20 protein-coding genes and 1 pseudogene are annotated in these 20,018 nt (G+C 48.4%); 12 read left to right on the top strand and 9 right to left on the bottom strand.

The genetic code is table 11. The annotated features are described in order from the left end of the window. The first annotated feature begins 50 nt into the window (after positions 1–50). Complete coding sequence (locus tag FYJ73_RS08915) at positions 51–548, top strand: very short patch repair endonuclease (protein WP_154534359.1); 498 nt, start codon at positions 51–53, stop codon at positions 546–548. 304 nt (positions 549–852) lie between these two features. Then, a complete protein-coding gene (locus FYJ73_RS08910) occupies positions 853–2,049 on the top strand; it encodes a C1 family peptidase (RefSeq protein WP_206081747.1) in 1,197 nt (398 codons plus the stop codon). Positions 2,050–2,097: 48 nt separating this feature from the next. Here the strand turns inward: FYJ73_RS08910 and mobV are convergent, their stop codons facing one another. From mobV to FYJ73_RS08880, 6 genes are all read right to left on the bottom strand, one after another. Continuing rightward, positions 2,098–3,549 (bottom strand): MobV family relaxase, encoded by a 1,452-nt coding sequence (gene mobV, locus FYJ73_RS08905; RefSeq protein ID WP_154534358.1) that lies wholly within the window; start codon positions 3,547–3,549, stop codon positions 2,098–2,100. A gap of 270 nt (positions 3,550–3,819) precedes the next feature. Next, the gene (locus FYJ73_RS08900) at positions 3,820–4,170 is read right to left on the bottom strand and encodes a hypothetical protein (RefSeq protein WP_154534357.1); all 351 of its coding nucleotides are present in this window, start codon (positions 4,168–4,170) and stop codon (positions 3,820–3,822) included. Positions 4,171–4,173: 3 nt separating this feature from the next. Continuing rightward, complete coding sequence (locus tag FYJ73_RS08895; protein WP_154534356.1) at positions 4,174–4,635, bottom strand: hypothetical protein; 462 nt, start codon at positions 4,633–4,635, stop codon at positions 4,174–4,176. A gap of 41 nt (positions 4,636–4,676) precedes the next feature. Next, positions 4,677–5,066 (bottom strand): hypothetical protein, encoded by a 390-nt coding sequence (locus tag FYJ73_RS08890; RefSeq protein ID WP_028910257.1) that lies wholly within the window; start codon positions 5,064–5,066, stop codon positions 4,677–4,679. Then, a complete protein-coding gene (locus FYJ73_RS08885; protein ID WP_154534355.1) occupies positions 5,056–5,520 on the bottom strand; it encodes a hypothetical protein in 465 nt (154 codons plus the stop codon). The genes FYJ73_RS08890 and FYJ73_RS08885 overlap by 11 nt, the downstream gene beginning before the upstream one ends. Positions 5,521–5,531: 11 nt before the next feature. After that, positions 5,532–6,500 carry a hypothetical protein gene (locus tag FYJ73_RS08880; RefSeq protein WP_154534354.1) on the bottom strand — a complete coding sequence of 323 codons (969 nt, stop codon included), beginning with the start codon at positions 6,498–6,500 and terminating at the stop codon, positions 5,532–5,534. A gap of 351 nt (positions 6,501–6,851) precedes the next feature. On the opposite strand from FYJ73_RS08880, the gene FYJ73_RS08875 reads away from it, so the two are divergent. The 3 genes from FYJ73_RS08875 (at position 6,852) to FYJ73_RS08865 (ending at position 8,151) form a co-directional block, all read left to right on the top strand. Continuing rightward, a complete protein-coding gene (locus FYJ73_RS08875) occupies positions 6,852–7,454 on the top strand; it encodes a recombinase family protein (protein ID WP_028910260.1) in 603 nt (200 codons plus the stop codon). A gap of 102 nt (positions 7,455–7,556) precedes the next feature. Next, positions 7,557–7,790 carry a hypothetical protein gene (locus tag FYJ73_RS08870; protein WP_154534353.1) on the top strand — a complete coding sequence of 78 codons (234 nt, stop codon included), beginning with the start codon at positions 7,557–7,559 and terminating at the stop codon, positions 7,788–7,790. Positions 7,791–7,932: 142 nt separating this feature from the next. After that, entirely contained in the window at positions 7,933–8,151 is a 219-nt protein-coding gene (locus FYJ73_RS08865) for a hypothetical protein (protein WP_154534352.1), read from the top strand. Here the strand turns inward: FYJ73_RS08865 and FYJ73_RS08860 are convergent. Further along, positions 8,128–9,015 carry a DMT family transporter gene (locus FYJ73_RS08860; protein ID WP_154534351.1) on the bottom strand — a complete coding sequence of 296 codons (888 nt, stop codon included), beginning with the start codon at positions 9,013–9,015 and terminating at the stop codon, positions 8,128–8,130. The genes FYJ73_RS08865 and FYJ73_RS08860 overlap by 24 nt on opposite strands. A gap of 159 nt (positions 9,016–9,174) precedes the next feature. Here FYJ73_RS08860 and FYJ73_RS08855 point away from each other — a divergent pair, with 159 nt between their 5' ends. Next, entirely contained in the window at positions 9,175–9,948 is a 774-nt protein-coding gene (locus tag FYJ73_RS08855) for a hypothetical protein (RefSeq protein ID WP_154534350.1), read from the top strand. A gap of 190 nt (positions 9,949–10,138) precedes the next feature. On the opposite strand, the gene FYJ73_RS08850 is transcribed toward FYJ73_RS08855, so the two are convergent. Both FYJ73_RS08850 and FYJ73_RS08845 read right to left on the bottom strand, forming a co-directional pair. Further along, the gene (locus FYJ73_RS08850; RefSeq protein WP_154534349.1) at positions 10,139–11,326 is read right to left on the bottom strand and encodes a tyrosine-type recombinase/integrase; all 1,188 of its coding nucleotides are present in this window, start codon (positions 11,324–11,326) and stop codon (positions 10,139–10,141) included. A gap of 629 nt (positions 11,327–11,955) precedes the next feature. Next, positions 11,956–12,213: a hypothetical protein gene (locus tag FYJ73_RS08845; RefSeq protein WP_154534348.1), complete on the bottom strand. Its 258-nt coding sequence runs from the start codon at positions 12,211–12,213 to the stop codon at positions 11,956–11,958. Between the two features lie 573 nt (positions 12,214–12,786). Here FYJ73_RS08845 and FYJ73_RS08840 point away from each other — a divergent pair. The 6 genes and pseudogenes from FYJ73_RS08840 to FYJ73_RS16325 all read left to right on the top strand — a co-directional run. Continuing rightward, on the top strand, positions 12,787–14,262 hold the full coding sequence (locus FYJ73_RS08840; protein ID WP_235899299.1) for a Fic family protein: 1,476 nt from the start codon (positions 12,787–12,789) through the stop codon (positions 14,260–14,262). A gap of 841 nt (positions 14,263–15,103) precedes the next feature. Further along, a complete protein-coding gene (locus tag FYJ73_RS08835; protein ID WP_154534347.1) occupies positions 15,104–15,499 on the top strand; it encodes a helix-turn-helix transcriptional regulator in 396 nt (131 codons plus the stop codon). Positions 15,500–15,513: 14 nt separating this feature from the next. Next, positions 15,514–17,574 carry an AAA family ATPase gene (locus FYJ73_RS08830; RefSeq protein WP_154534346.1) on the top strand — a complete coding sequence of 687 codons (2,061 nt, stop codon included), beginning with the start codon at positions 15,514–15,516 and terminating at the stop codon, positions 17,572–17,574. Beyond that, positions 17,571–17,849 carry a helix-turn-helix domain-containing protein gene (locus FYJ73_RS08825; RefSeq protein ID WP_154534345.1) on the top strand — a complete coding sequence of 93 codons (279 nt, stop codon included), beginning with the start codon at positions 17,571–17,573 and terminating at the stop codon, positions 17,847–17,849. The genes FYJ73_RS08830 and FYJ73_RS08825 overlap by 4 nt, the downstream gene beginning before the upstream one ends. Before the next feature lie 301 nt (positions 17,850–18,150). Next, the gene (locus tag FYJ73_RS08820) at positions 18,151–18,624 is read left to right on the top strand and encodes a hypothetical protein (protein WP_154534344.1); all 474 of its coding nucleotides are present in this window, start codon (positions 18,151–18,153) and stop codon (positions 18,622–18,624) included. A gap of 32 nt (positions 18,625–18,656) precedes the next feature. Beyond that, positions 18,657–19,458, top strand: a pseudogene (locus FYJ73_RS16325) (transposase); the annotation flags it as partial. Between the last annotated feature and the right edge of the window lie 560 nt (positions 19,459–20,018).

The following is a 20,018-nucleotide window of genomic DNA, read 5'->3' as shown; positions in this document are numbered from 1 at the left end:
AAAATATTCAATAGAATATAAGCAAACCAATTTTTTAGTAATTTTGCATTATGGATAAGCTCACACCACAGCAACGACACAAAAATATGGCTTCTATTCGTTCCACGAACACGAAGCCAGAGATACTTGTGCGCAAGTATCTGTGGAAGCAAGGATTCCGATTTAGGTTGAACAATCCAAGGTTGCCTGGCCATCCAGATATTGTGTTGCGCAAATACCGTACGTGTGTGTTTGTTAACGGCTGCTTTTGGCATGGGCATGACGGTTGCAAGTACTTCCGGATGCCGAAGACGAATACTGAATTTTGGGAGAAGAAAATCAAGCGGAACAAAGAACGGGACAAGGAAGAGCAGCGGGAACTGGCAAAGATGGGATGGCACTGTATCACGGTGTGGGAGTGCGAGCTGAAACCAAAAGTTCGAGATAAGACGCTTGAGTCACTTGCCTATACACTCAATCACATATTCATCGAAGACCGCTCCATAAAATATAAGTTGCCGGAAGAAGATGACTTACAGATAGCCGCTGAGCCTCTGGAAAAAAAATAACGAAATGGAAACCTTCAGCAAGTGGAGGATGAGTGATCGTACAGGGGCATTCGTTCGTGCAGGCACGTCGTAGAGCCAGATTCGTGCAGCATACTCACACTTGCTGATTCAAGCAGGCGGGCTGTTAGCTTTCGTAAGGACACCTCAGAGATGCGCGCATCCGAGGGACGAAGTTCGTGCAGAACAGTTGACCGCCTACAGGCAGGTTTCCGGATGCAAAGGTAAACATATATAGAGTATCACACAACGGCCAATAGTGCACATTTTAATAAAATCATATTTGAACAACATAAAATTTACAGTTATGAGGACGCCATTGAAAATGCTATTGTCAGTCGTTTTTGCAACGACAGCGATGACGGCCTTTGCCCAGAGCAAGGCACCGGTATTCACAACCATCAAGGCCAACCCGATAACGTCTGTGAAGGATCAGAACAGGAGCGGGACGTGTTGGGACTATGCCACCTGCGGATTCCTGGAGAGTGAGATTCTGCGGAAGACGGGGAAGACGGTGGACCTCGCGGAGATGTACGTGGCGTACCAGGACTATCTCGACTGTGCCGACTATCATATCCGTATGCACGGTAACAGCCGGTTCTCAGAAGGCGGATCGTGCGACGACGTGGTGAGTGTCATCAAGCGCTTCGGCATCGTGCCGGAGGAGGCGATGACAAGACCGGGAGCAATGGTCGGGGACAGTCTCGCCAACTTCAACGAGTTCTTCCCAGCCTTGGAGTCTTATATCAACAACTATGCGAACAGCACGCAGACTTCGATCACGACGCAGTGGCGGCAGGGCATGAAGGGTATCCTCGACGCCTATCTCGGCACCTATCAGAAGGAGTTTACCTATCAAGGCAAGCGGTACACGCCTCAGACCTTTGCAGCGAGTCTCGGTCTCAACTGGGACGACTATGTCAGTCTGACGAGCTTCACCCATCATCCCTTCAATGAGTGGATGGTGATTGAGGCTCCTTACAAATGGCGCCCACGTCCGAGTTTCAACATCCCCTTGGATCAGATGATGTCGGTCATCGACAACGCCCTTGCTCACGGCTACTGCGTGGCATGGGGTGGGGACGTGAGTGGTGACAACTTCTCCCGCAGTGGCATCGGCCTTGCCCTGGACAAGCAGAAAGCGTACTCGTTGGCTGGGAGCGACGCGGAGCGGTGGCTCAAACTGCCGAAGGCACAGCAGAAGAGCAAACTCGACAGTCTCGGTGTGGATGCACCGGAGGTGACGCCGACACAGGCTTTGCGACAGAAATATTTCGATACGTGGGAGGCGACCTACGACCATGTGATGCTGATCTTCGGTACGGCGAAGGACAAGAACGGCAAGGAATACTATATGGTGAAGAACTCGTGGGGCGACTATGGCAACTACCATGGCATCTGGTATCTTAGCAAGAGCTTCGTGGCGATGTACACCACCTATATCTTCCTGAACAAGCACGCGCTCGACAAGCGTCTGTTGGATAAAATGGCGGTAAGGTTCTGAGCAGGTAATACAGGAAAGTTCATCACCGTATTACTGATATTACCCATCTTACCGCCCTCTCTGCCGCTTCTTCCCACCCGGCCGCATCATGGCGGCTGAGCGGGCGATACAACGTCGCCACCACTGCTCGTCATCCTCATCCTTGTCACGTCCCCAGCCGGCATTGTTGACGGTGCTGCCGCCGTTGGACTCGGCATAGGCAGTGGCCTCGCGGATGCAGTTAAGGGATAGGAGCAGGGCACAGTTGATGACACCGGCGGCATTGTCGGTGAGATGGGTGAAGCCTGACTCGTCGAGAAGATGCTGCTGGTGCTCAGAGAGCGTCGGACGGACGGGTTCCCAGGACGAAGCCACCATGTCGTTGTAGGTTGCCAAGAGGTTCTTCTGCAGCTCCGTGGTCTTATAGTTGAAGTCTGTACCCAGATGCTCTCGTATCTCGGCATGTTCCTGTTTCAACGCAGCGAGACGCGCACGGGCAGCGAGGATGGTGCGCTCGGCATCCTCCAACATCTGCTGACGGAGAGACAGCTTGCTCTTGACGTCTTCGAGCTCACTCCGCAAAGCCGCCATCCGACTGGCCAAGGCAGCATGGTCACAACCGTCCTGGCCAAACTGACGGGCGATCTCGTCAATCTCGTCCTGAATGGCCTGCTTGCGCTCCCGGAGGTTGGCGATCATCGTCGAGATGCCCTTCAATTTTATCTCTGCCCGACGGATCTGCCTGAGCAGTCCCTGACGGGTGGTCTCCAGGTCGCACACCTCCGATACCAGCTCACGTTTGTATTCCTCAGTGGAGCGGTGCCGGGCTTTTGTCTCCTCCATATTGCTGCCACGCTCCAGTCCCCACTTCTTGTTGACCTGTTCGACAAGTTCGGAGTGCAAGGCGGTCATATTTGCCGATTCAGCCTCAATGGTACTGCCAAAGACTGTTCTCCATGAGATACGGTTACGGGCTATATCGACCGGCACCATGGTACAATGAATGTGGGGATTCTTCTCGTCGAGGTGAACATAGAAGCTGATGATGTTATCCTCGCCATAACGCTTAGCCATGAAGTTATATACGTCACGTGCCCAGTCCTCGATCTCTTGACAACGGGTGATGCCACTGTTGTCCGCCCCTTTCGTCAAATCTACTTTCTGAGTGCCAAAGGCGAGCTCGTGCATCCGCTCACGGTTGCCACCAAAGATGAACTTGGCAAGGGTGCGGTACTTCCGTTTACCGTCAGCGTTACTGTTCGGATCCCTGATGCCGCGAGCTGCCAGGTTCTCAGCCATCTTCTGAGCGATGCTCTTGGATGTATCGATGGGCTGCACGACACCTCCCCGGACAACCTCAAAGTTGAGCTTTGCACGGGTAGGGTCGTAGTTGGCGAGACTGTCCGCGGCTTTCTTTTTCCACTGCTGGGCAGTCCAGTTGCGTTGCTGCTCATCGCTCTCTTTTTGACTGACACCACCCGTCTCAGAGCGCATGTCCATGACTTGTTTTCTTCCTGCCATATTCGTTTTTATTGACAATGTTATTACCTATTCAGCCCGAGCTTGCTCCCCGCAGGAACTCCCTTGGAGGGGCTCTCAGGGCGTTAATGTAAGTTAACGCTAATTAGGCTTAGCGATTTGGAAAATCGTGCCTAAACCGTAGTTTGCACTAAACCGGTGAAGAAAGGCAAGCAAGCTCGCTCGGCTTAGAAAATTATTGACACGGAGAGCCCGAGTTCCTGAGAGGCTTGAATGGAAAAGAGGAAGGATTTGAAGCATCGCGACATGAGGTTAAAGGAGTAAATGTTTGTGGGACTTCCTGGCCAAGGAGAACACGAAGGTGTTGCCCTTGCGCTGGCGTGAGATCACCGAGAGCGCGGCAAGCTCATCAAGAAACTGCTGTACGGTGTGCCGTTCCCAGTTCCATTCTTCAGCCAGGCGCATGTAAGAGGCAGTGAACGGGAGGACATGGATCTGTTCGCCCTGTTCATTACACACGGGAATGCCCTTGCCGATAGACTCCATGAGCCATACGAAAGCATCGTAACGTGACAGACGGTGACGGTCTTTGGTTCGAAGACAATTGATGAGTTCGTGGCCGATGGCCATCCAGTTGACAGTCGATTTCTTCTTTTGCTTCATAGCTTATTCGTTGATACAATCTTTAGTGGTATTAGATTCCGTAATGTTCTGCTGGGGTATGTCCGGCAGGCAGGCAGCTGTAATCAGGACTGCAGACAACGTGTAGGCGATGGGGAACATGCCGGGGATAAAGCCGATGGGAACCGCGATGGCGAAAATACCAAGATAGATGGGCATGGAAGAACGGATGAACAATAGCAGAAGGGTGTTGCGCTTGACGGCTATGGCAAAGAACGCATAGAGCGATGAGAAGGCCAGACCGATCGTCACCGGGAAAGCCAACGAGTAAGCCAAATGGAAGAGGAGAATGACAATGGCAAGCAGACTTGCGGCAAAGTTGGCGCGCTTCTCGGAACGTGACAGACAGCGGCGGACCACCGTGAGGCGGCCCTTGCGGGCGAGTGCGATGGAGACGGCCAGCGGCAGCAGCGATACGAGTAATATGAAGAGTAATTTTGCAGTCATGATTTTTTAATGGTAATATGGGTAATACATGAAGATAGTGATTAGTTTTTGATGCAATCTACATAGAGATGGTAAGACGAGTTGGAGATCTTCAGCGTCAGCGATTTCAGCGTTGCCCGGCGAATGATCCACTCCACATCCCTGGGGGAAGGATTGCAGGTCTTCATCCGCTCAGCAAAGGCTTTGTCACGGCGACTGATCTTCTGGATGATCTTGTCCATGTCGCCCTCATAGACGTTCCACACCGTCCGGCGCACATGATTCTTTGCCTTGCCGGAAAGCATGACACGAAGCACGTAACAGGAGGAACGAACGAGGCGGCTGCCTTCCTGCACCATATAGTCGTGCTTGGCAAAAGGAACTACGGCATGATAGGTGTCACCATGGGCGTTGATGACATCGGCAATGGAATAAAGCAGCTCAGGTCTCATAGCTCATCTTGCAAAAAACAGACAACAGTTCCTGGCTGGTCATCGCCTCGGTGAAGTCGAAGGACAGGGTGTGGGAGAGAAGATCGCTGTCGAGTTCTTCGGCAAAGACATCCACGGTGTCATAGACGGTGACGGCAACACTGTCCACAAAACCGTCGGTGCCGGTGAGCAGGTTGATCTTGAACATACTCTTGCCGAGCTTGGGACTGGCGAAGAAGCAGCAGTGGAGGATGCGCGGCTCTGACTTTTTCGAGCCGTGGTAGAGCAGCTGAAGGTCGAGGTCGTCGTCGATCATGTCCATCACCATGCCAATGGGGAAACGCTCTTCAAGATTGAAGTACAGTACCGCCGAGTCCTCGGCGATGTCGGGTTCTACACACTGCTTGCTGTCAATGAGTTTGGGCAGCATCAATGGCATCAGGGCCATAAACTTGTTTACTTCTTTTACAATCATAATAATTAGGATTAAATGGATAAGACATATATTTTGAGCAACTGCTGTGGCAGCAGATAGTTCAATGCGCTCAGGTTGATGTCGAAGGTATCGGCAAACCGCCGCGACTTGGGCAGTTGGGTGACGATATACTCGAACCGGCTGCGCTCCTGTGGGGTCATGGTGGCCAGCAGGAACGGGTCGATGCTGACAAAGGGCTGGATAATCATCCAGAGGTAGGCATTGCCCTGTGCCTTGCCTTTCATCTCCAGGCGGTTGATGTTCTCGACACACTCGGCGGAGTTCTGCAACAGCCGACGTACGGTACGCATGGACATATAGACGATGGCATCCTTGGAGGGGATGCGCCCTTCACGGGCGGCGATGAAGATGTTGCGGCAGATGGCCTCGGTGTTCCGGCTGATGTCTGCCAGGGGCTCATCGTCCATCTCATAGAGGTGATGGAGGAAGGTGCGGAACATATAGTCTTCGTCACGGATGAAGCGCAGCATGTCCTCACGGTTGTTGATGCCCTTGCTGAGGGTGGTGGTCAGGAAGTAGCGGTACCGTTTCAGGATGGAGGCCTTGTCGCAGACACTGATGGCGGTACTGTCGAGGGAGGCAAAGAAAGGCGTGGCAAGGCTGACGGCTTCCGCCAGGTCCCCGTCATCTTTGTAGGCGCTGGTCTGCTCCTTGATGGACAGTACATCGTCGTAGCCATAGCGCCAAGTCTCGGTGAGACGGAGCATCTCTTTGCGGATGGAGTCACGGATAAGGAAATAGTCGTTCGCCTCATTATGGTACTTCACAAAAGCAGAGTCAGCAACGAGGAACTTGTAAACGGTATCGTTTACTTCCTTCCATTCCTTCAATGAGGCGACATATTCCTTGGTATTGCTGGTCCTGACAGATTTGATTTTACAGAGAAATGCACGGTAGGTTTCGACCGCACTGCGACTGGTGGTGAACTGGTATTTGTCGTCTTTATTACAAGATGACAAAAGGACGGAAAACGTCAATATGGATAATATGGGTAATATGGTGAATATGGTATGTATGGTTTGCCGGACAAGTCTCCGTTCCGACTGATAATGATGGTGTTGCAATCCGTTTTTTCCGGTTGTTGTCATTGTTGTGATGGTTTTGGTGAGATACTACAACAAAGATAACAATTCTTCCTCAAAATAGTATGTCTTTTACCCGTTTTGCAACTTATTGGTTCTGTAAAACTCGAAAATAGAACCAAATACGCCGAATTTGGTACTAATTTCGTAATCTTTTGATATTATAACGGTTAACTTGCCGAGAAATGGAATATTTTTAGTATCTTTGTAAATAAATCACAGAGAAATATGAAACATATCGGATATATCGGTAATGCTCATATTAATGAGCACGGTGAGGATGCACTCCAGCAGATGCGGGTGCACGGGTGTGAGACGCTTTATAAGGAAAACGGCAAGGGCAGGAAACGGCCTCAATGGGAGGCGTTCATCAACGAGCTCCAGGAGGGTGACTGCGCGGTGCTGCTTTCGTTCGACAACGCCTTCTACAACTTCCACGATATGATATTCTTTGTGAAGTTCTGCCGGAAGACGGGCATAAGGATTGTCTCCATCGCTGACGGACTGGACACGCAGGACGAACTGTTCCCGGAGTCGAAGACGGTCAACACGCTGGACCTTATCTGCAAGGTGTTCAGCAAGCGCGACCGCAACACGCACGATGACCTGGAGGCGGAACTCTATTCCACCAACTACAACGACCGCAAACTGAAACGCTATAAGCTGGTCATCAACATGTATAAGGCCGGGTACTGCATCAAGGAGATTATGGAACGTACCGGTTACCGCAGCAAGAGCAACCTCTACAGGATACTCCACATGTATGATGTCCAGATGGAATATCCGTCGATGTCGAGGGCTGCCAATGCTGTGGCGGTAGCACGTGTATAGACAAGGAGTCAATTTCCCTTTCTTTAGGTTTCCCGAAGTGGTCGGAAACGGTTCAGAAAGGGTGGGAACAAAGCGGACGGCGGCTACAGTGACGGCACAGAATTGTATTCACTGCCAGAAAAGCGCAAGTGGAGACCGGCAACGTCGGGCTTCGGTGGCGCCTTGGCAGGGAAGTCAATTCGCCGGCACGTTCTGCTGAGCGGCCAGCCTTTGCCGGGAGTGTGCGGACGGCAATGGCTGGACGGTCGGAAAAGCAGAATAGCCGTCGTCCGTTTTGTGGTGTGGGCATGGGCTAAGAAAACACTTAGGCATCGGGCAACGGCTGTGACCCGTTAATCGGGTAGGGGGCGTGAGGCACCCTGCAAGTGCCTTCTTCGTGGTGCCTCGCAACGGTGGGGCAAAGCAATAAGCCGGAACTTTTGCGGATGCGGTTGATGACTGGAGAGGAAACGGAACTTGTGCAGTCTTCACTCCAGTCATGGACCGGCATCAAGGAAGGACGGTATCGCAGAGCCGTCCCGCAGCAAGCGTTTGCCATGCGGTGCCTGAAAATGGAGTGAAGCATGACGGCGCAACGGCGAAGACTTGCGACTCCATGCGCAACGGAATGGCAGGACACGGCATGGCAGGAAAAAGTAGGGAAGGGTGGGAAAAAGCCTGGCGTGGGACGAAGTTATCTGTTGCCTTTGTTCCTTGAATGCACGGCAAGAATCGTCTGTACGGCTACCGACAAGAGGATGAGTGCGATGCCGCCCCAGAAGGCTAAAGAGACTTCACCCGCCTCGCCAAAGAGCAGCATGGCGAGCGTGATGGTGTAGATGGGCTCGAGGTTATAACTCAGGTTGACGGTGAAGGCTGAGATGGAACGGAGCGACTGCAACTGGAGCAGGAACGGCCCGATGGTGAACAGTGATGCAAAGACGAGCAGGGCTATCAGGTCGTGACTTTGTGGTACGACTACAACCTGGGGTACTGCCACACTATAGGCGAGGATGGCTATAGCAAGTATGATGCCACCACCCGTAAGCTCATAGAGCAGCATCGTACTGCTGGCGCGTCCCGTAGTGGCCTGTACCCGTTTGCTGAGTACGGAGAAGAACGAATAGAGCAGGGATGAGAGACAACCCACGGCGATGCCGGCACGATAGCGGACGTCGAATCCGAAGATGAGCATGATGCCACAGACGGTCAGCAGACTGAGCAGCAGCTCACGCCACGAAGGGCGGTGCCGTCCGATGATGGGTTCAATGATGGCAGTGAAGAATCCCACGAGAGCAAAGCACACTGCACCGATGGACACGTTGGCCATCTTGATGCTGCCGTAGTAGCACACCCAGTGAACGGCCAACAGTACGCCGCAGCCCATCATCATGGCTACCTGACGCCACGGAAGACGGTGGAGCCGGTGCTGCACACCCATGACAAAGGCGAGGAGCAGGGCAGAGAACAATACGCGATAGAACACCAGCGGCAGTTCGCTGATGGTGATGATCTTGCCAAACAAGCCCGTGGCTCCTGCCAGCAGAATGGAGGCATGTAGACGCAGATATGAATGTTTCATAGATGCAAAGGTACAACAAAATGTGGATAAGCACATATTTATTAAGTAATGTATTGGTCGTTTCAAGGAAATTGATTATTTTTGCACCGATAAAAAGCGAAAGTATAGCCCAAAGAACATAAAACAATTCATATTATTCACCAACAACATTTTCACGTTATGAAACATTTGAACAAGATTCGTGTTTTCACATTCGTCCTCATGCTGATGGCCGGAGGATTATGCTCAATCGCCAAGGCACAAGCTGCCGAAATCGTTGAACCTGACACAACGGCTGCTGACCTGATGTATTTAGTGGCTGCTGACAACAGCCTGAAGGCACTGCCTATGGAAGACGGCAAGATGGAGAAGCACAAGAACAAGTTCGGCAAGCTTGCCTCCATCGTGAGTACTGCTGCCAGTGCCGCCGGGGCCTTGGGAGGTATCGGGATGATTGCGGGAGCAGGGAGCTCTTCCTTGGGAGCCGTAGTGGCTGGTGCCCAGGTGATGGGAACGGCTGCCAATGTGGGCAGTCTCGCCGATGCCGCCAACACGTTAGCTGGAGCTGAGGGCATGGACTTCACCTTCAGCGGTTCTTCATCTGCCTTGAAGTGCAGGCATGAGGGTAAGGACGTGAAGGTGCTGATTAATCTCAGGGCAGAGAAACGGGAGGACGGCATGGCACTGTTCAAGGTCGTGAGATTCGCCTCGTCGAAGAAAGACCGCCGGCTGCAGTGGTTTCAGACAAAGGCGGCACTCATCAACACCGCAGACTCGGAGAAGGCTGACAAGGCTGGCTATCTGTCGTTCGGGTATCAGAACTTCGGAGACCACAGCTCCATCATCACGATCCCTGCAGCACGGCTGACACCGGGCGATTATGGGGTGTTCTACCTCGGTAATATGATCTCCCCGACGCTCTCCAGTATCTGTTATACGTTCTCTGTAGAGTAGTTTTTGTAGCGCAAGGAGAGGATGCTACAAGGTGTATCGTTTCATAAATGATTGATAATCAAGTAAATTTATCACAACAGCCATAAGTGCTACAACGATACAAGGAAAAATCGCACTCTCATACCATACACATATAATAAATCAGCCACCTGTGAGGTTAATCCCACGGGTGGCTGATTTCTATTATTGTCTATTTGTCTTTAGCGTCATCCTTCGCCTTGGGCTTTTCATAGACCATGTTACCCTCAAAGTTGAGCGTTCCCGGCTGCACATCATGCTTCTGGATATAACGGTTGGTTGTGGAGATGTCCCTGTGGCGTGCCTGGTCACGGGCAACGACAACGCCCTCGGAATTGGCAAGGTCACGGATGCCGGAATCCTTCAGAGAATAGAACTGATAGCAGTCGCTCCATTTCAGTGCGTTGCGCATCGTCTTCCAACGCTTGTTGAACTGGTCGCTGCCTACATGCTCTTTGCCCGGCTTAAAGTCGTGGCTGAAGATATAGCAGTCGCTCGTGCTCTTGAAGATATCGAGGTCGAGCATCAGTTTGATGATGATTTTGTTCAGACCCACATCAGCATCACGATGGTTCTTGCTGAAAGTCTTGGAAACGAAGATAGTCTGATTCTTCAGGCTGATGTCTCCAATCTTCAGATTACTAAGCTCGCCGGGACGGATGAGCGTGTAATATTGCATGAGACAAGCCAGGAGGAAGGACTTGTCATGCTCCGTGAGATACTTGGTCATCGTCTTGAGCATCTCCGGAGTGAGGTCCTTGCGGAACTTCTCCCCGTTCTCTGGCATCACCTTGATCTTCTCAACAGGATTGTTAGCGATGTACTTGCGGGCAACCATGAACTCAGAGAAGCCGTAGAGCCAGCCACGATAATTGTTACGCGTTCGTGGAGAACTCTCACGGTCGAGAAAGATCCAATCGATGAAGTCGTTGCAGAAGGACTCATCAAACTGATAAGCATACTTGAATGGGGTAGTACGGGTGGCAATATACTCTTTGAGCACATTGACCCGCGAGTGATAACTCTGCCGTGTCTTCTTGCGATCCATGCGGTCGACATAATCGAGATACCTTTCCAGGCAATCCTCGAAGAGCACATAAGCGCGTGAATTGTCGGTCTGAACCCACGGATTCCATCCTTTCATGAGCTTGCTGCTCACTACATTGATAATCTCCGTAGCGCGCCGGTTGCGTTCTGCAACACGAAATTCTGTACTGATGCTGTACTTCTTACGCCGCATCGTGTCGGTGGCAGGGTCGAGTGCATAGAAGTCGACATACCACTCTTTGCCTTTGTGGAGTTTGGGGTAGGTGTAGCCTACGAGCTTGGAAACATTACTTCCTTGAATTTTAGAGCACATTTTTTTAACATCTTTTGTCGCTGCGTTCCCAGCTATAAAAGATGCACGTCCAACAATGCTTAACAGAAGCCGTCCGTCAATCGTCCGGCCTTTTTAACGCAAAATGCGCAACTTGCTGATAAACAACGAGTTACGCATTTCTGGCGGAGAGAGAGGTCCCCGAACTTAATCGGTATAACTCTCTGATATTCAGTTGCTTGCAAATCTCGACTTTTCTTCGTGTAGCCAGCGTAAAGCTTAACTATGAGTACTTCGTGATTATGCAATGATTACCATCATACTCTGATTTCGGGTTCAAAGATACACTTTTTCTGAACCTTATCCAAATCTTTTAGCATTTCTTAGGAAAATAACGCTTCTGGCTACATCTTTTGGTGCACGGTGCAAGCGTATATTTATATATGACTTGCACCGTGCACCAAAGGGTATGCCAGCCAAGCGTTATTGAAAAAGTCTAATGGACCTAAGACGATTGTCAAGACATTGTAGAGGATCGTCTATTCAACTTCAAATCCTTTGTCAATCATGTTACCGAAATAAACTGGAGGTAGGACGTAACCTGCCAATGGCGTATCTTGGGTTTTCGCAAACAGCACACCTCTGATAGCACCATAGCAAAGAGAGGCAAACTATACTAACGGAACAGGAGGGAAAACAATCTTGTCTTCCTTGAGCAAGAGCTTTAGTGAATCAGGATGTATCTCAAAGAAGCTCTTTAGTACTATTTTGGCTAACGGCTTATCCATAGCAGACATGTCGACAGAGATACGGAAGCACAACACCGAAGTACCCTTATCAAACGAAAATTGTGCCTCCGTTTGGAATTGAGCTTCTTTGACGTCTTTGTTGTAATTTTCCTCGAACATGGCAAACTGCTCGAGTTCCATTCTACGGAATCTATACTTTATTTGATTTTCCATTTTGTTCTATCCAATTATGCTGCATCATCAGTGGCTACAGCAAATGCATCTTGGTTAATCTTACTTCCCCGATATTTTACGCTTTTCACAGCACTATCCAGGAATCTGACAATAGGATCCAAAATTACAGACTTGACGATAACATAAGGCTTAGTCACAGAAATGATATTTCTGCCATGTATTTCCTCCTGACAGTAAGTGATTGTCTTCACTGATACAATTTCCTTCGTTATATCTGATGCATGATGTGCAATCTCAATCGCCGTACAACTATACATAACTTAAATAAAAATTAGCAGAGGTAATGTAGGAGCACAATCTTTTTATGTCTTATTCGACAAAACTTCAGAAAAAACGGCTCTTATCCGACAAAACTTCTGTCACATGGGCATTCTTACATCTCTTATTGACAGAAAAAATTATGTGATGACTTTCCTTATTCGACAAAACTTCAGAAAAATCATCTCTTATCCGACAAAACTTCAAAAATCTTTTTGTTATCCGACGAAATTGCCTAACTTTGCAGAAAAATAGAAGTCCATGACCAAGAAACCGATGATAAACAATATCTCTGAGATAGTGATGGCTACTCAGGACAAAGGCAAGTCAGCAGAAATGCGGTCCATGATGAAGGTTGGATTGCTGAGAAAGATTGCGCCCAAGGTCTACACCACTAACATGGAGGACACACCGGAGGACATCATAAGGCGCAACATCTTTTTCATTCTCGGCCAGCTCTATCCTCAGGCAGTTATTAGCCACAGGTCAGCTTTTGAACTTAAGCCGACATCTGAAGGGAATATCTATCTGACTTACACGTACACGAAGAATGTTTCTTTGCCGGGCATTAAGGTGCACTTGTTGGAAGGACCAGAGGGAACGGAATACGACATGCCTTTTATAGAGAATCTCTATATATCAAGTGCGGAACGCAGGACACTGGAAAACCTTCAGAAAGGACGGACGAGAGGAGGCTCTTCCAAATGCCTTCCCCGCACCAGTATTGAGGACTACCTGGAGCGTATTCTGCAAGTGAACGGCGAGAATGGCCTGAACTCTTTTCGTGACAAGGCACGTGAGGTTGCCGGGTGTTTGGGAATGGAGGCTGAGTTCGAAACACTCAATACTATCATAAGTGCTTTGTTGAGCACAAAACCGTCTAAGGTCCTCACCTCAGAGGCTGCTTTGGCAAGAGCTCACGGAGAGCCGTACGATGCCAACAGAATAAAACTGTTTGACATTCTGTTCGATGCCCTGCACAACGAGACTTTCCCATGGATTGATGAGCCCAACGTGGAAACCTCTGCCTTTCGTAATTTTGCTTTTTTTGAAAGCTATTTTTCCAACTATATTGAAGGTACGGAGTTTGAGATTGAGGAAGCCCGACGAATTGTTGAGACGGGACAGCCTATGCCTGCCCGTAACGCTGACTCCCATGATGTGCTGGGTACCTTTCAGATTGTTGCGAGCCGCAGGGAGATGCGCCGTACGCCCTCATCTGCCGACGATCTGATAGATATTCTGCAAGACCGACACCGCGTGATGATGGCAGCACGGCCGGACAGGAATCCGGGAATGTTCAAGATGCAGAACAACCATGCAGGAGATACTCATTTTGTAGACTGCAGATTGGTCAGAGGAACGCTGCGTAAGGGATTTGAGTATTATCAGGCATTGGAGCATCCTTTTGCGAAAGCTTTGTTCATGCTTTTCATGATAAGTGAGGTGCATCCATTCACGGACGGCAACGGACGCATCTCCCGAATCATGATGAACGCTGAACTTGTAGCGGCTGACCAGTCAAAGATCATAATACCCACTGTATTCCGGGAGGATTATCTCAATGCCTTGAGGAGGCTGACCCGCAGAAATGACCCCAGCGTGTTGCTGCGTGCCATGTCCCGTGTAAGGAAATTCAGTGCCAACATCACGGGCGACAATTTTGAAGAAACGTGTCAGTATCTTGACAGATGCAATGCATTCAAGGAGGGAGACGGATATATCCTGAGGTTTTAACCGGCCTGGCCTGTACCCTGGAATATAGCGTCGCTGCTAAATTTCTAAAGTTCTTCCTTAAGCCGGTAAGGATAAAACTATCGTGTAGCCAGCCTCCAAGTACATGAACTGCACTATAAGGTTTTCATAAATTTTGGGGTGATTACAGCATATTCCCGCTCTCTTTTTGGGCAGGTTGCCATTATCACAGTTTAAGCTTCTGGGGCACGGAATACGCTCTCATGTTCTCCGGCTCCTTTCTGTTCATTATCCGGGCATAGGTTTGGGCGTACCTTATAAAACTGGTTCCTGGCATCACGACAATGGTCTCCTCGGGGACTTCACGAATCAGTGTCAGTGTGGATGTATAACTGGCGATTTCGCTGATGATACGCCGGGTGAGATTGAAGCTTTCCAAACTTTGACATTGAAGCTTCCTCGTTATGAGACCTACAATTTAATTGGACAGTATCATAAAGTTAATGCTACCATACTGGAAAAGGCATAGTACTTCGTACACCATTCTTGGTAAATAATAGAAAGCAAATCGCGCTGTTTAGTAACATATCGTTGCATACAATTCGCATATTCTTTCGATTTTTATATTTTTTATAAATTTAGTTTATGATAATGGCGTTAAAAACCTATTGATAGAGTTATAGAATTTTGATGATTCAAGAATTTATATTTACTTTGCACCCAGATCTGAGCTAGGTTAATGTTATGATTTCGCTACGTTTCAGTGAAGACCACCGTGGTTTGTCTGACTTTGGTTCTTAATGAAATCGAAGGTAATCTTACAACTAAAGGCGATTGACTAACGATGTATAACTTTAATAAATTAACTAATTAAAAAACTGAAATGGACGAAGAAAGACATGAAGAGATCATGAATGCGATCTCTAACCTGTCAGCTCAGTTCTCTGAAATGCTGAGAGAGTTTAAGAAGAGAGGAGAGCTGCTGCATGAGGCTGATGATGCAACCTTGTCGACTAATGACTTGATTGATGTGTTGGGCGTATCCAAGGCAACGCTGAACCGTCTGCGTCAGAGAAGGACAATTCCCTTCCGATACATCTCGGCCAATCAAGTGGTTTATCCTTACAGAGATCTTGTCAGAGAAATCATGATGGGTCGCATCACTTTCAAGGGACTCTCAAAAATGGACGCTCTGCAGCGATTGCAGGCCTTCCGGGAGACGATTCCTTTGCATTGCATCACTCCCAATAACCCTGGGAACCAAGTCGAATACCGATAAATGGATGATTGTGTATGAATTACAGAGACTGCATACTGATGAGCACCCAGAGGGGATTGGATGTGTTCAACTACTACATGCCCTTCAAGGTTATACCGAAGAAGAAATTCAAGAGTCCCTTTTATCATGACACCAAACCTTCCTGTCACATATATCTGGATACCAAGACGGGCTACTACCGTTATAAGGATTTTGGTGAATCTCAGTACTCCGGCGACTGCTTCTGGTTCGTTGCCACCATGTTCAACTATGACATGAAGCGGGACTTCAGGCTCATCCTCTCCAAGATAGACCGAGACCTCGGACTGCACATTTCAATGGCTGACCCAAACTTCAAGAGTGAAGTGAAAGCGGTGCCCTTCAGAAAGCCACAACCATCCGGCACAGAAACGGCAAAGATTTCTACTACAAGCAAGAATGTTACCAAGAAGGCTAAGGTGACGGAAAAGAGTTTTAGCGAGACGGAACTGCGCTATTGGGCAAAATACGGCATCGACAAAGAAACGCTTTGCCGTTTCAATGTCACGAGCGCTCACCGGTACTCCAATGTCAATGATGAGGGGAAGCCTTACTCTTTCATGTCTTCTGAAAGCGAGCCGATGTTCGCCTACCACGTGGGCAGTAACTTAAAGGTGTACCGGCCGTTCAGCAAGCCCCGGTTCCTGTACGCCAGTTCCTCCGGCTCTGATTATATCTTCGGAATGGAGCAGCTGCCCACAAGAGACAATATTGTGTTCATCACAGGTGGAGAAAAGGATGTCATGAGCCTGTCAGCACACGGCTTCAATGCCATCACCTTCAACAGCGAGACGGCAAATGTGCCGAAGACCATACTCGAGAGACTCAAAAGACGGTTCAAGCACATCGTGCTTCTCTACGACATGGATGAGACGGGAGTGAAGTGCTCCCGGGAAATACAGATGGCCAATGCGGAACTAGGGCTTCTGAGGATGGAACTTCCGCTGGACGGCACAAAGGAACACAAAGATGTGTCGGACTTCTTTGCCGGTGGAGGGACAGCAGAGGAAATCAACAATCTCTTCTTGTCCATCATCAAGGAAAAACACGAACAGACGGCCAGTCTGCTCAAGTGCTGTGAGCTGGACTACGACAATCCGCCGGAACTGTCCAGGATGGTGGTGGGGGTCAATGGCGTGCCGATAGGAAGCTGCGGTAATTTACTTTGTGTCACAGGCGGAGAGGGGGTAGGAAAAAGCCACTACATCTCTTCTATCGTCGCCGGAGCATTGTCGGAGGAAGAGCTGGACAAAGATATGACGCTGGGACTGGATATTGCAAGGAACAAAAATCAGAAGGCTGTGCTGCTGTTCGATACGGAACAGTCTGAGGCTCAGCTGTACAAGAACGTCTCCACGATATTGAAAAGAAGCGGCTTTGATGCCAAGCCGGATTATTTTCACCCGGTATACATGACAGCCATGGCCAGGAATGAGCGACTGACGCTGATCAGGGATGCGCTTGACATGTTGTATTATCGTCACAAGGGCATACAGATTGTGGTGATAGACGGTGTCGCCGACCTTGTAAGATCGGCTAACGATGAGCAGGAGAGCATCAGTATAGTGGATGATCTCTATAAGTTGGCGGACATCTACAATACCTGTATTGTCTGTGTGCTGCACTTCGTGCCGAACGGTTTCAAACTTCGGGGACATCTTGGCTCAGAACTGCAGCGGAAGTCATCGGGCATCCTGTCTATAGAAAAGGATGAGATCGGTAACTTCTCGATGGTAAAGGCGATGAAGGTCCGGGATGGGAGTCCGCTCGATGTGCCTTTGATGAAATTCGGATGGGACAAAGAGAAGGATATGTTCGTCTATCTGGGTGAGAAATCGAAGGATGAGAAAGAGAAGTGGAAGGAAACGGAGCTGAAGGATGTGGCAAAGGGCATCTTCAAACATGAGGGTGCCATGCCCTACACGCGGTTGGTCTCTTTAGTGATGGAGAATATGGACGTGAAGGAACGGACGGCCAAGAAGTACGTCTCCATCATGAAGGAAAGAGGTATCATTACGCAATTCGGCGATTCTAATTATAATATGGGGAAGTTATGATACAGGAGAATCAGACAGAATCATTCCATGCTATCATGGATAAGCTGAAAGTAATGGAGGACAAATTGAACCGACACTCTGAGCTTCTCAGGGAGATCAAGACCATGAGGGAGAAAGATGGCTATCTTGACATTGTGGAAACGGCAAGGCTCTTCCGCGTGGAGCAAAAAACCATATACAACTGGGTCTGCTCGGGCAAGATTCCCGCTAAGAAGCTCAATGGGAGGTTGCTCTTTCCAAGACTTCAGATAGAGAAGCTCATAGAAGGAGAGTAATGTACAGACGATGTTACTGTTATACTAAAGCACATTAAGAAGCCTGGTACTCGTTCCACGGGTACGGGGCTTCTTTTTTTTGCAAGATTTGATTATTCAAGTCGCCTCTTCACAACACCATCATCGTACTCTAGTCCGACTGATGTTGGAGGATTTACGTGTTTTTAGACTTTTTACAAATTATTCTTTTACGAGTGGCGTTGTAATACTATTGGTGGTGTTCTGATATTATGCATATTCGTAATTTATCCCCAATTTTGCATACATGAACATCATTTTTGCAAAGACTCTGTTGAGACTCATGAAAGAAAGAGGATATGAGGATGCTAAAGCATTCCTGGGTGCGTGTGGAAAAGATTACAGCAACTTGCTTAAGATGCTGAGAGGGGATACGAACATGAATTTAAAGTCTTTGGAATTTTTGGCACGATCCATGGGGCTTTATCCTTATATTACGATGATTCCACGCTCCTATGTGTCAGATGAGAAGTTCAAGCTGTTGCTTGAGAAGTACGGTCTGTTTTACAATGTCAAGGAAGGGCTGGACGCATACTTGCTGACGAATGTTGTCGAGGGCTTAAACAAAGATGGTAAATTGGATGCCTTATCCAACTTTCCATTGTTGGCTGTACAGGAAGTTTTGGTGGATGCCCAATTTCATGGTAACTTAGACAAAGCGCTCGGCATGCTCATGGATACGATAAACGAGATCAATGAGATCAATCACCCCAATTCGAATCCAAATCCGAAGTCGGGTCTAATTTGTAATAGATAGGTCTGCCGGGATAAGTTAACCTTCAAGAAAGCATGCCGAGGAATAGGCCATGCCTTCTTCCTTCAACATTTAATGTGTTGCGTATTCTCCGCCGGGTCGTCGAATACCTTCATGAGTGCTGGCCAAACACTGTCATTGAGCTTCGTAGAGACAGCCATTTCTGCTCCCATGAGTTCACGGACTGGGCATGGAGCAAATGGTATGTACGCTATCTTACAGGACTGATCGGTAACGCAAAGCTTTTGGATATGGTAGACTAGCCAAGAAGACGTGCTGAGAATGATTTCAAGAAAGCTCTGGAGAGGGTACATGGCTCTGAGAGTAAAGACAATGTTGTGATACGCCGGTATTTCAGGCTGAACTACAAGATACAGAGTTGGAAATATGAGCAGCGCGTCATTGCCAAAATCGAGGTTAGCGCCAAAGGGACCAATATACGGCTCGTTGTCACGAAGAACAAGAACAATTCACCTGAAACCATCTACAAAAGATATTGCAAACGCGGTGAGATGGAGCTATGGATAAGACGTCAAGTATTTCAAAGCTGATCGTTTGTCATGCAACTCATATCGGCCCAACTATTTCCGTCTTTTCCTTTATGCCGCGGCTTTCGTCGTTGCCCACATGATGAAGCATAAGCTCTTCAATGGCACTGCCATAGAGAACTTCACAATGGACATCTTTATAAAACGCATTATGCTCAGTGCTGTATATATTGTGGAAAAGAAGACTTCCATACATGTTAGTTTCTCACCACATCATCGGCATCTCGAAGAACTGACTGTTGACCTTGAAAGGCTGACTGCTTACGCCCCAGACAATACGATTTCTTAAACATGCCTGAACAAGGCATGAGACTATGCATGTCCATAGGCAAAATTCGGATGTATTTTAGAAACAGGAGACACCCATGAGCCAATGCTTGGGACATCAAAATGACGGCATAGGTTCGACAAATCTACAGATTCTTATCCAACAACTTCGTTTTTATGGAAACGAGGTTCTGTCTTAAGACGGCATGAATTATGCAGGCTAAATTCTCTGCGATTGTGAAACCTATTCCAATCGAACTCAATACCAGCTATCTCTTCAAATCGTTTGATGATAGGATAATCTATGAGATTTCAAATCCAATTCTTCTTGGGTAAATACCCGTGCTCTCATCTTTAGGCTGTTACGGATAAGTTCAGTAAGATTAGATAAGATTTGCTCTGCACCACTTTTACCAGCATTCTCGCTGATTATATCTTTATCTCTGATAAGATATACCTTAATTCCGCAACACTATAATTTAACTTTATTTATAAGTTCCTGAGCAACAAAAAGTTGCCCAGGATTTTGCCATGTCAGAATTTTCACTTATCTTAGTGTTGCAAAAAGAAAACAAGCAAAAC

It is taken from the genome of Hallella mizrahii (assembly GCF_009695775.1).
In the GTDB taxonomy this organism is placed as follows: Bacteria; Bacteroidota; Bacteroidia; order Bacteroidales; family Bacteroidaceae; genus Prevotella; species Prevotella mizrahii.
This window is presented reverse-complemented; position numbering and strand designations above follow the sequence as displayed.

What these genes read in the sequence shown, in the direction of transcription:
- FYJ73_RS08915 (WP_154534359.1), top strand. Translation starts at nt 51, where the DNA reads ATGGATAAGCTCACACCACAGCAACGACACAAAAATATGGCTTCTATT.
- FYJ73_RS08910 (WP_206081747.1), top strand. Translation starts at nt 853, where the DNA reads ATGAGGACGCCATTGAAAATGCTATTGTCAGTCGTTTTTGCAACGACA.
- mobV (WP_154534358.1), bottom strand. Translation starts at nt 3,549, where the DNA reads ATGGCAGGAAGAAAACAAGTCATGGACATGCGCTCTGAGACGGGTGGT.
- FYJ73_RS08900 (WP_154534357.1), bottom strand. Translation starts at nt 4,170, where the DNA reads ATGAAGCAAAAGAAGAAATCGACTGTCAACTGGATGGCCATCGGCCAC.
- FYJ73_RS08895 (WP_154534356.1), bottom strand. Translation starts at nt 4,635, where the DNA reads ATGACTGCAAAATTACTCTTCATATTACTCGTATCGCTGCTGCCGCTG.
- FYJ73_RS08890 (WP_028910257.1), bottom strand. Translation starts at nt 5,066, where the DNA reads ATGAGACCTGAGCTGCTTTATTCCATTGCCGATGTCATCAACGCCCAT.
- FYJ73_RS08885 (WP_154534355.1), bottom strand. Translation starts at nt 5,520, where the DNA reads ATGATTGTAAAAGAAGTAAACAAGTTTATGGCCCTGATGCCATTGATG.
- FYJ73_RS08875 (WP_028910260.1), top strand. Translation starts at nt 6,852, where the DNA reads ATGAAACATATCGGATATATCGGTAATGCTCATATTAATGAGCACGGT.
- FYJ73_RS08865 (WP_154534352.1), top strand. Translation starts at nt 7,933, where the DNA reads ATGGACCGGCATCAAGGAAGGACGGTATCGCAGAGCCGTCCCGCAGCA.
- FYJ73_RS08860 (WP_154534351.1), bottom strand. Translation starts at nt 9,015, where the DNA reads ATGAAACATTCATATCTGCGTCTACATGCCTCCATTCTGCTGGCAGGA.
- FYJ73_RS08855 (WP_154534350.1), top strand. Translation starts at nt 9,175, where the DNA reads ATGAAACATTTGAACAAGATTCGTGTTTTCACATTCGTCCTCATGCTG.
- FYJ73_RS08850 (WP_154534349.1), bottom strand. Translation starts at nt 11,326, where the DNA reads ATGTGCTCTAAAATTCAAGGAAGTAATGTTTCCAAGCTCGTAGGCTAC.
- FYJ73_RS08845 (WP_154534348.1), bottom strand. Translation starts at nt 12,213, where the DNA reads ATGGAACTCGAGCAGTTTGCCATGTTCGAGGAAAATTACAACAAAGAC.
- FYJ73_RS08840 (WP_235899299.1), top strand. Translation starts at nt 12,787, where the DNA reads ATGACCAAGAAACCGATGATAAACAATATCTCTGAGATAGTGATGGCT.
- FYJ73_RS08835 (WP_154534347.1), top strand. Translation starts at nt 15,104, where the DNA reads ATGGACGAAGAAAGACATGAAGAGATCATGAATGCGATCTCTAACCTG.
- FYJ73_RS08830 (WP_154534346.1), top strand. Translation starts at nt 15,514, where the DNA reads ATGAATTACAGAGACTGCATACTGATGAGCACCCAGAGGGGATTGGAT.
- FYJ73_RS08825 (WP_154534345.1), top strand. Translation starts at nt 17,571, where the DNA reads ATGATACAGGAGAATCAGACAGAATCATTCCATGCTATCATGGATAAG.
- FYJ73_RS08820 (WP_154534344.1), top strand. Translation starts at nt 18,151, where the DNA reads ATGAAAGAAAGAGGATATGAGGATGCTAAAGCATTCCTGGGTGCGTGT.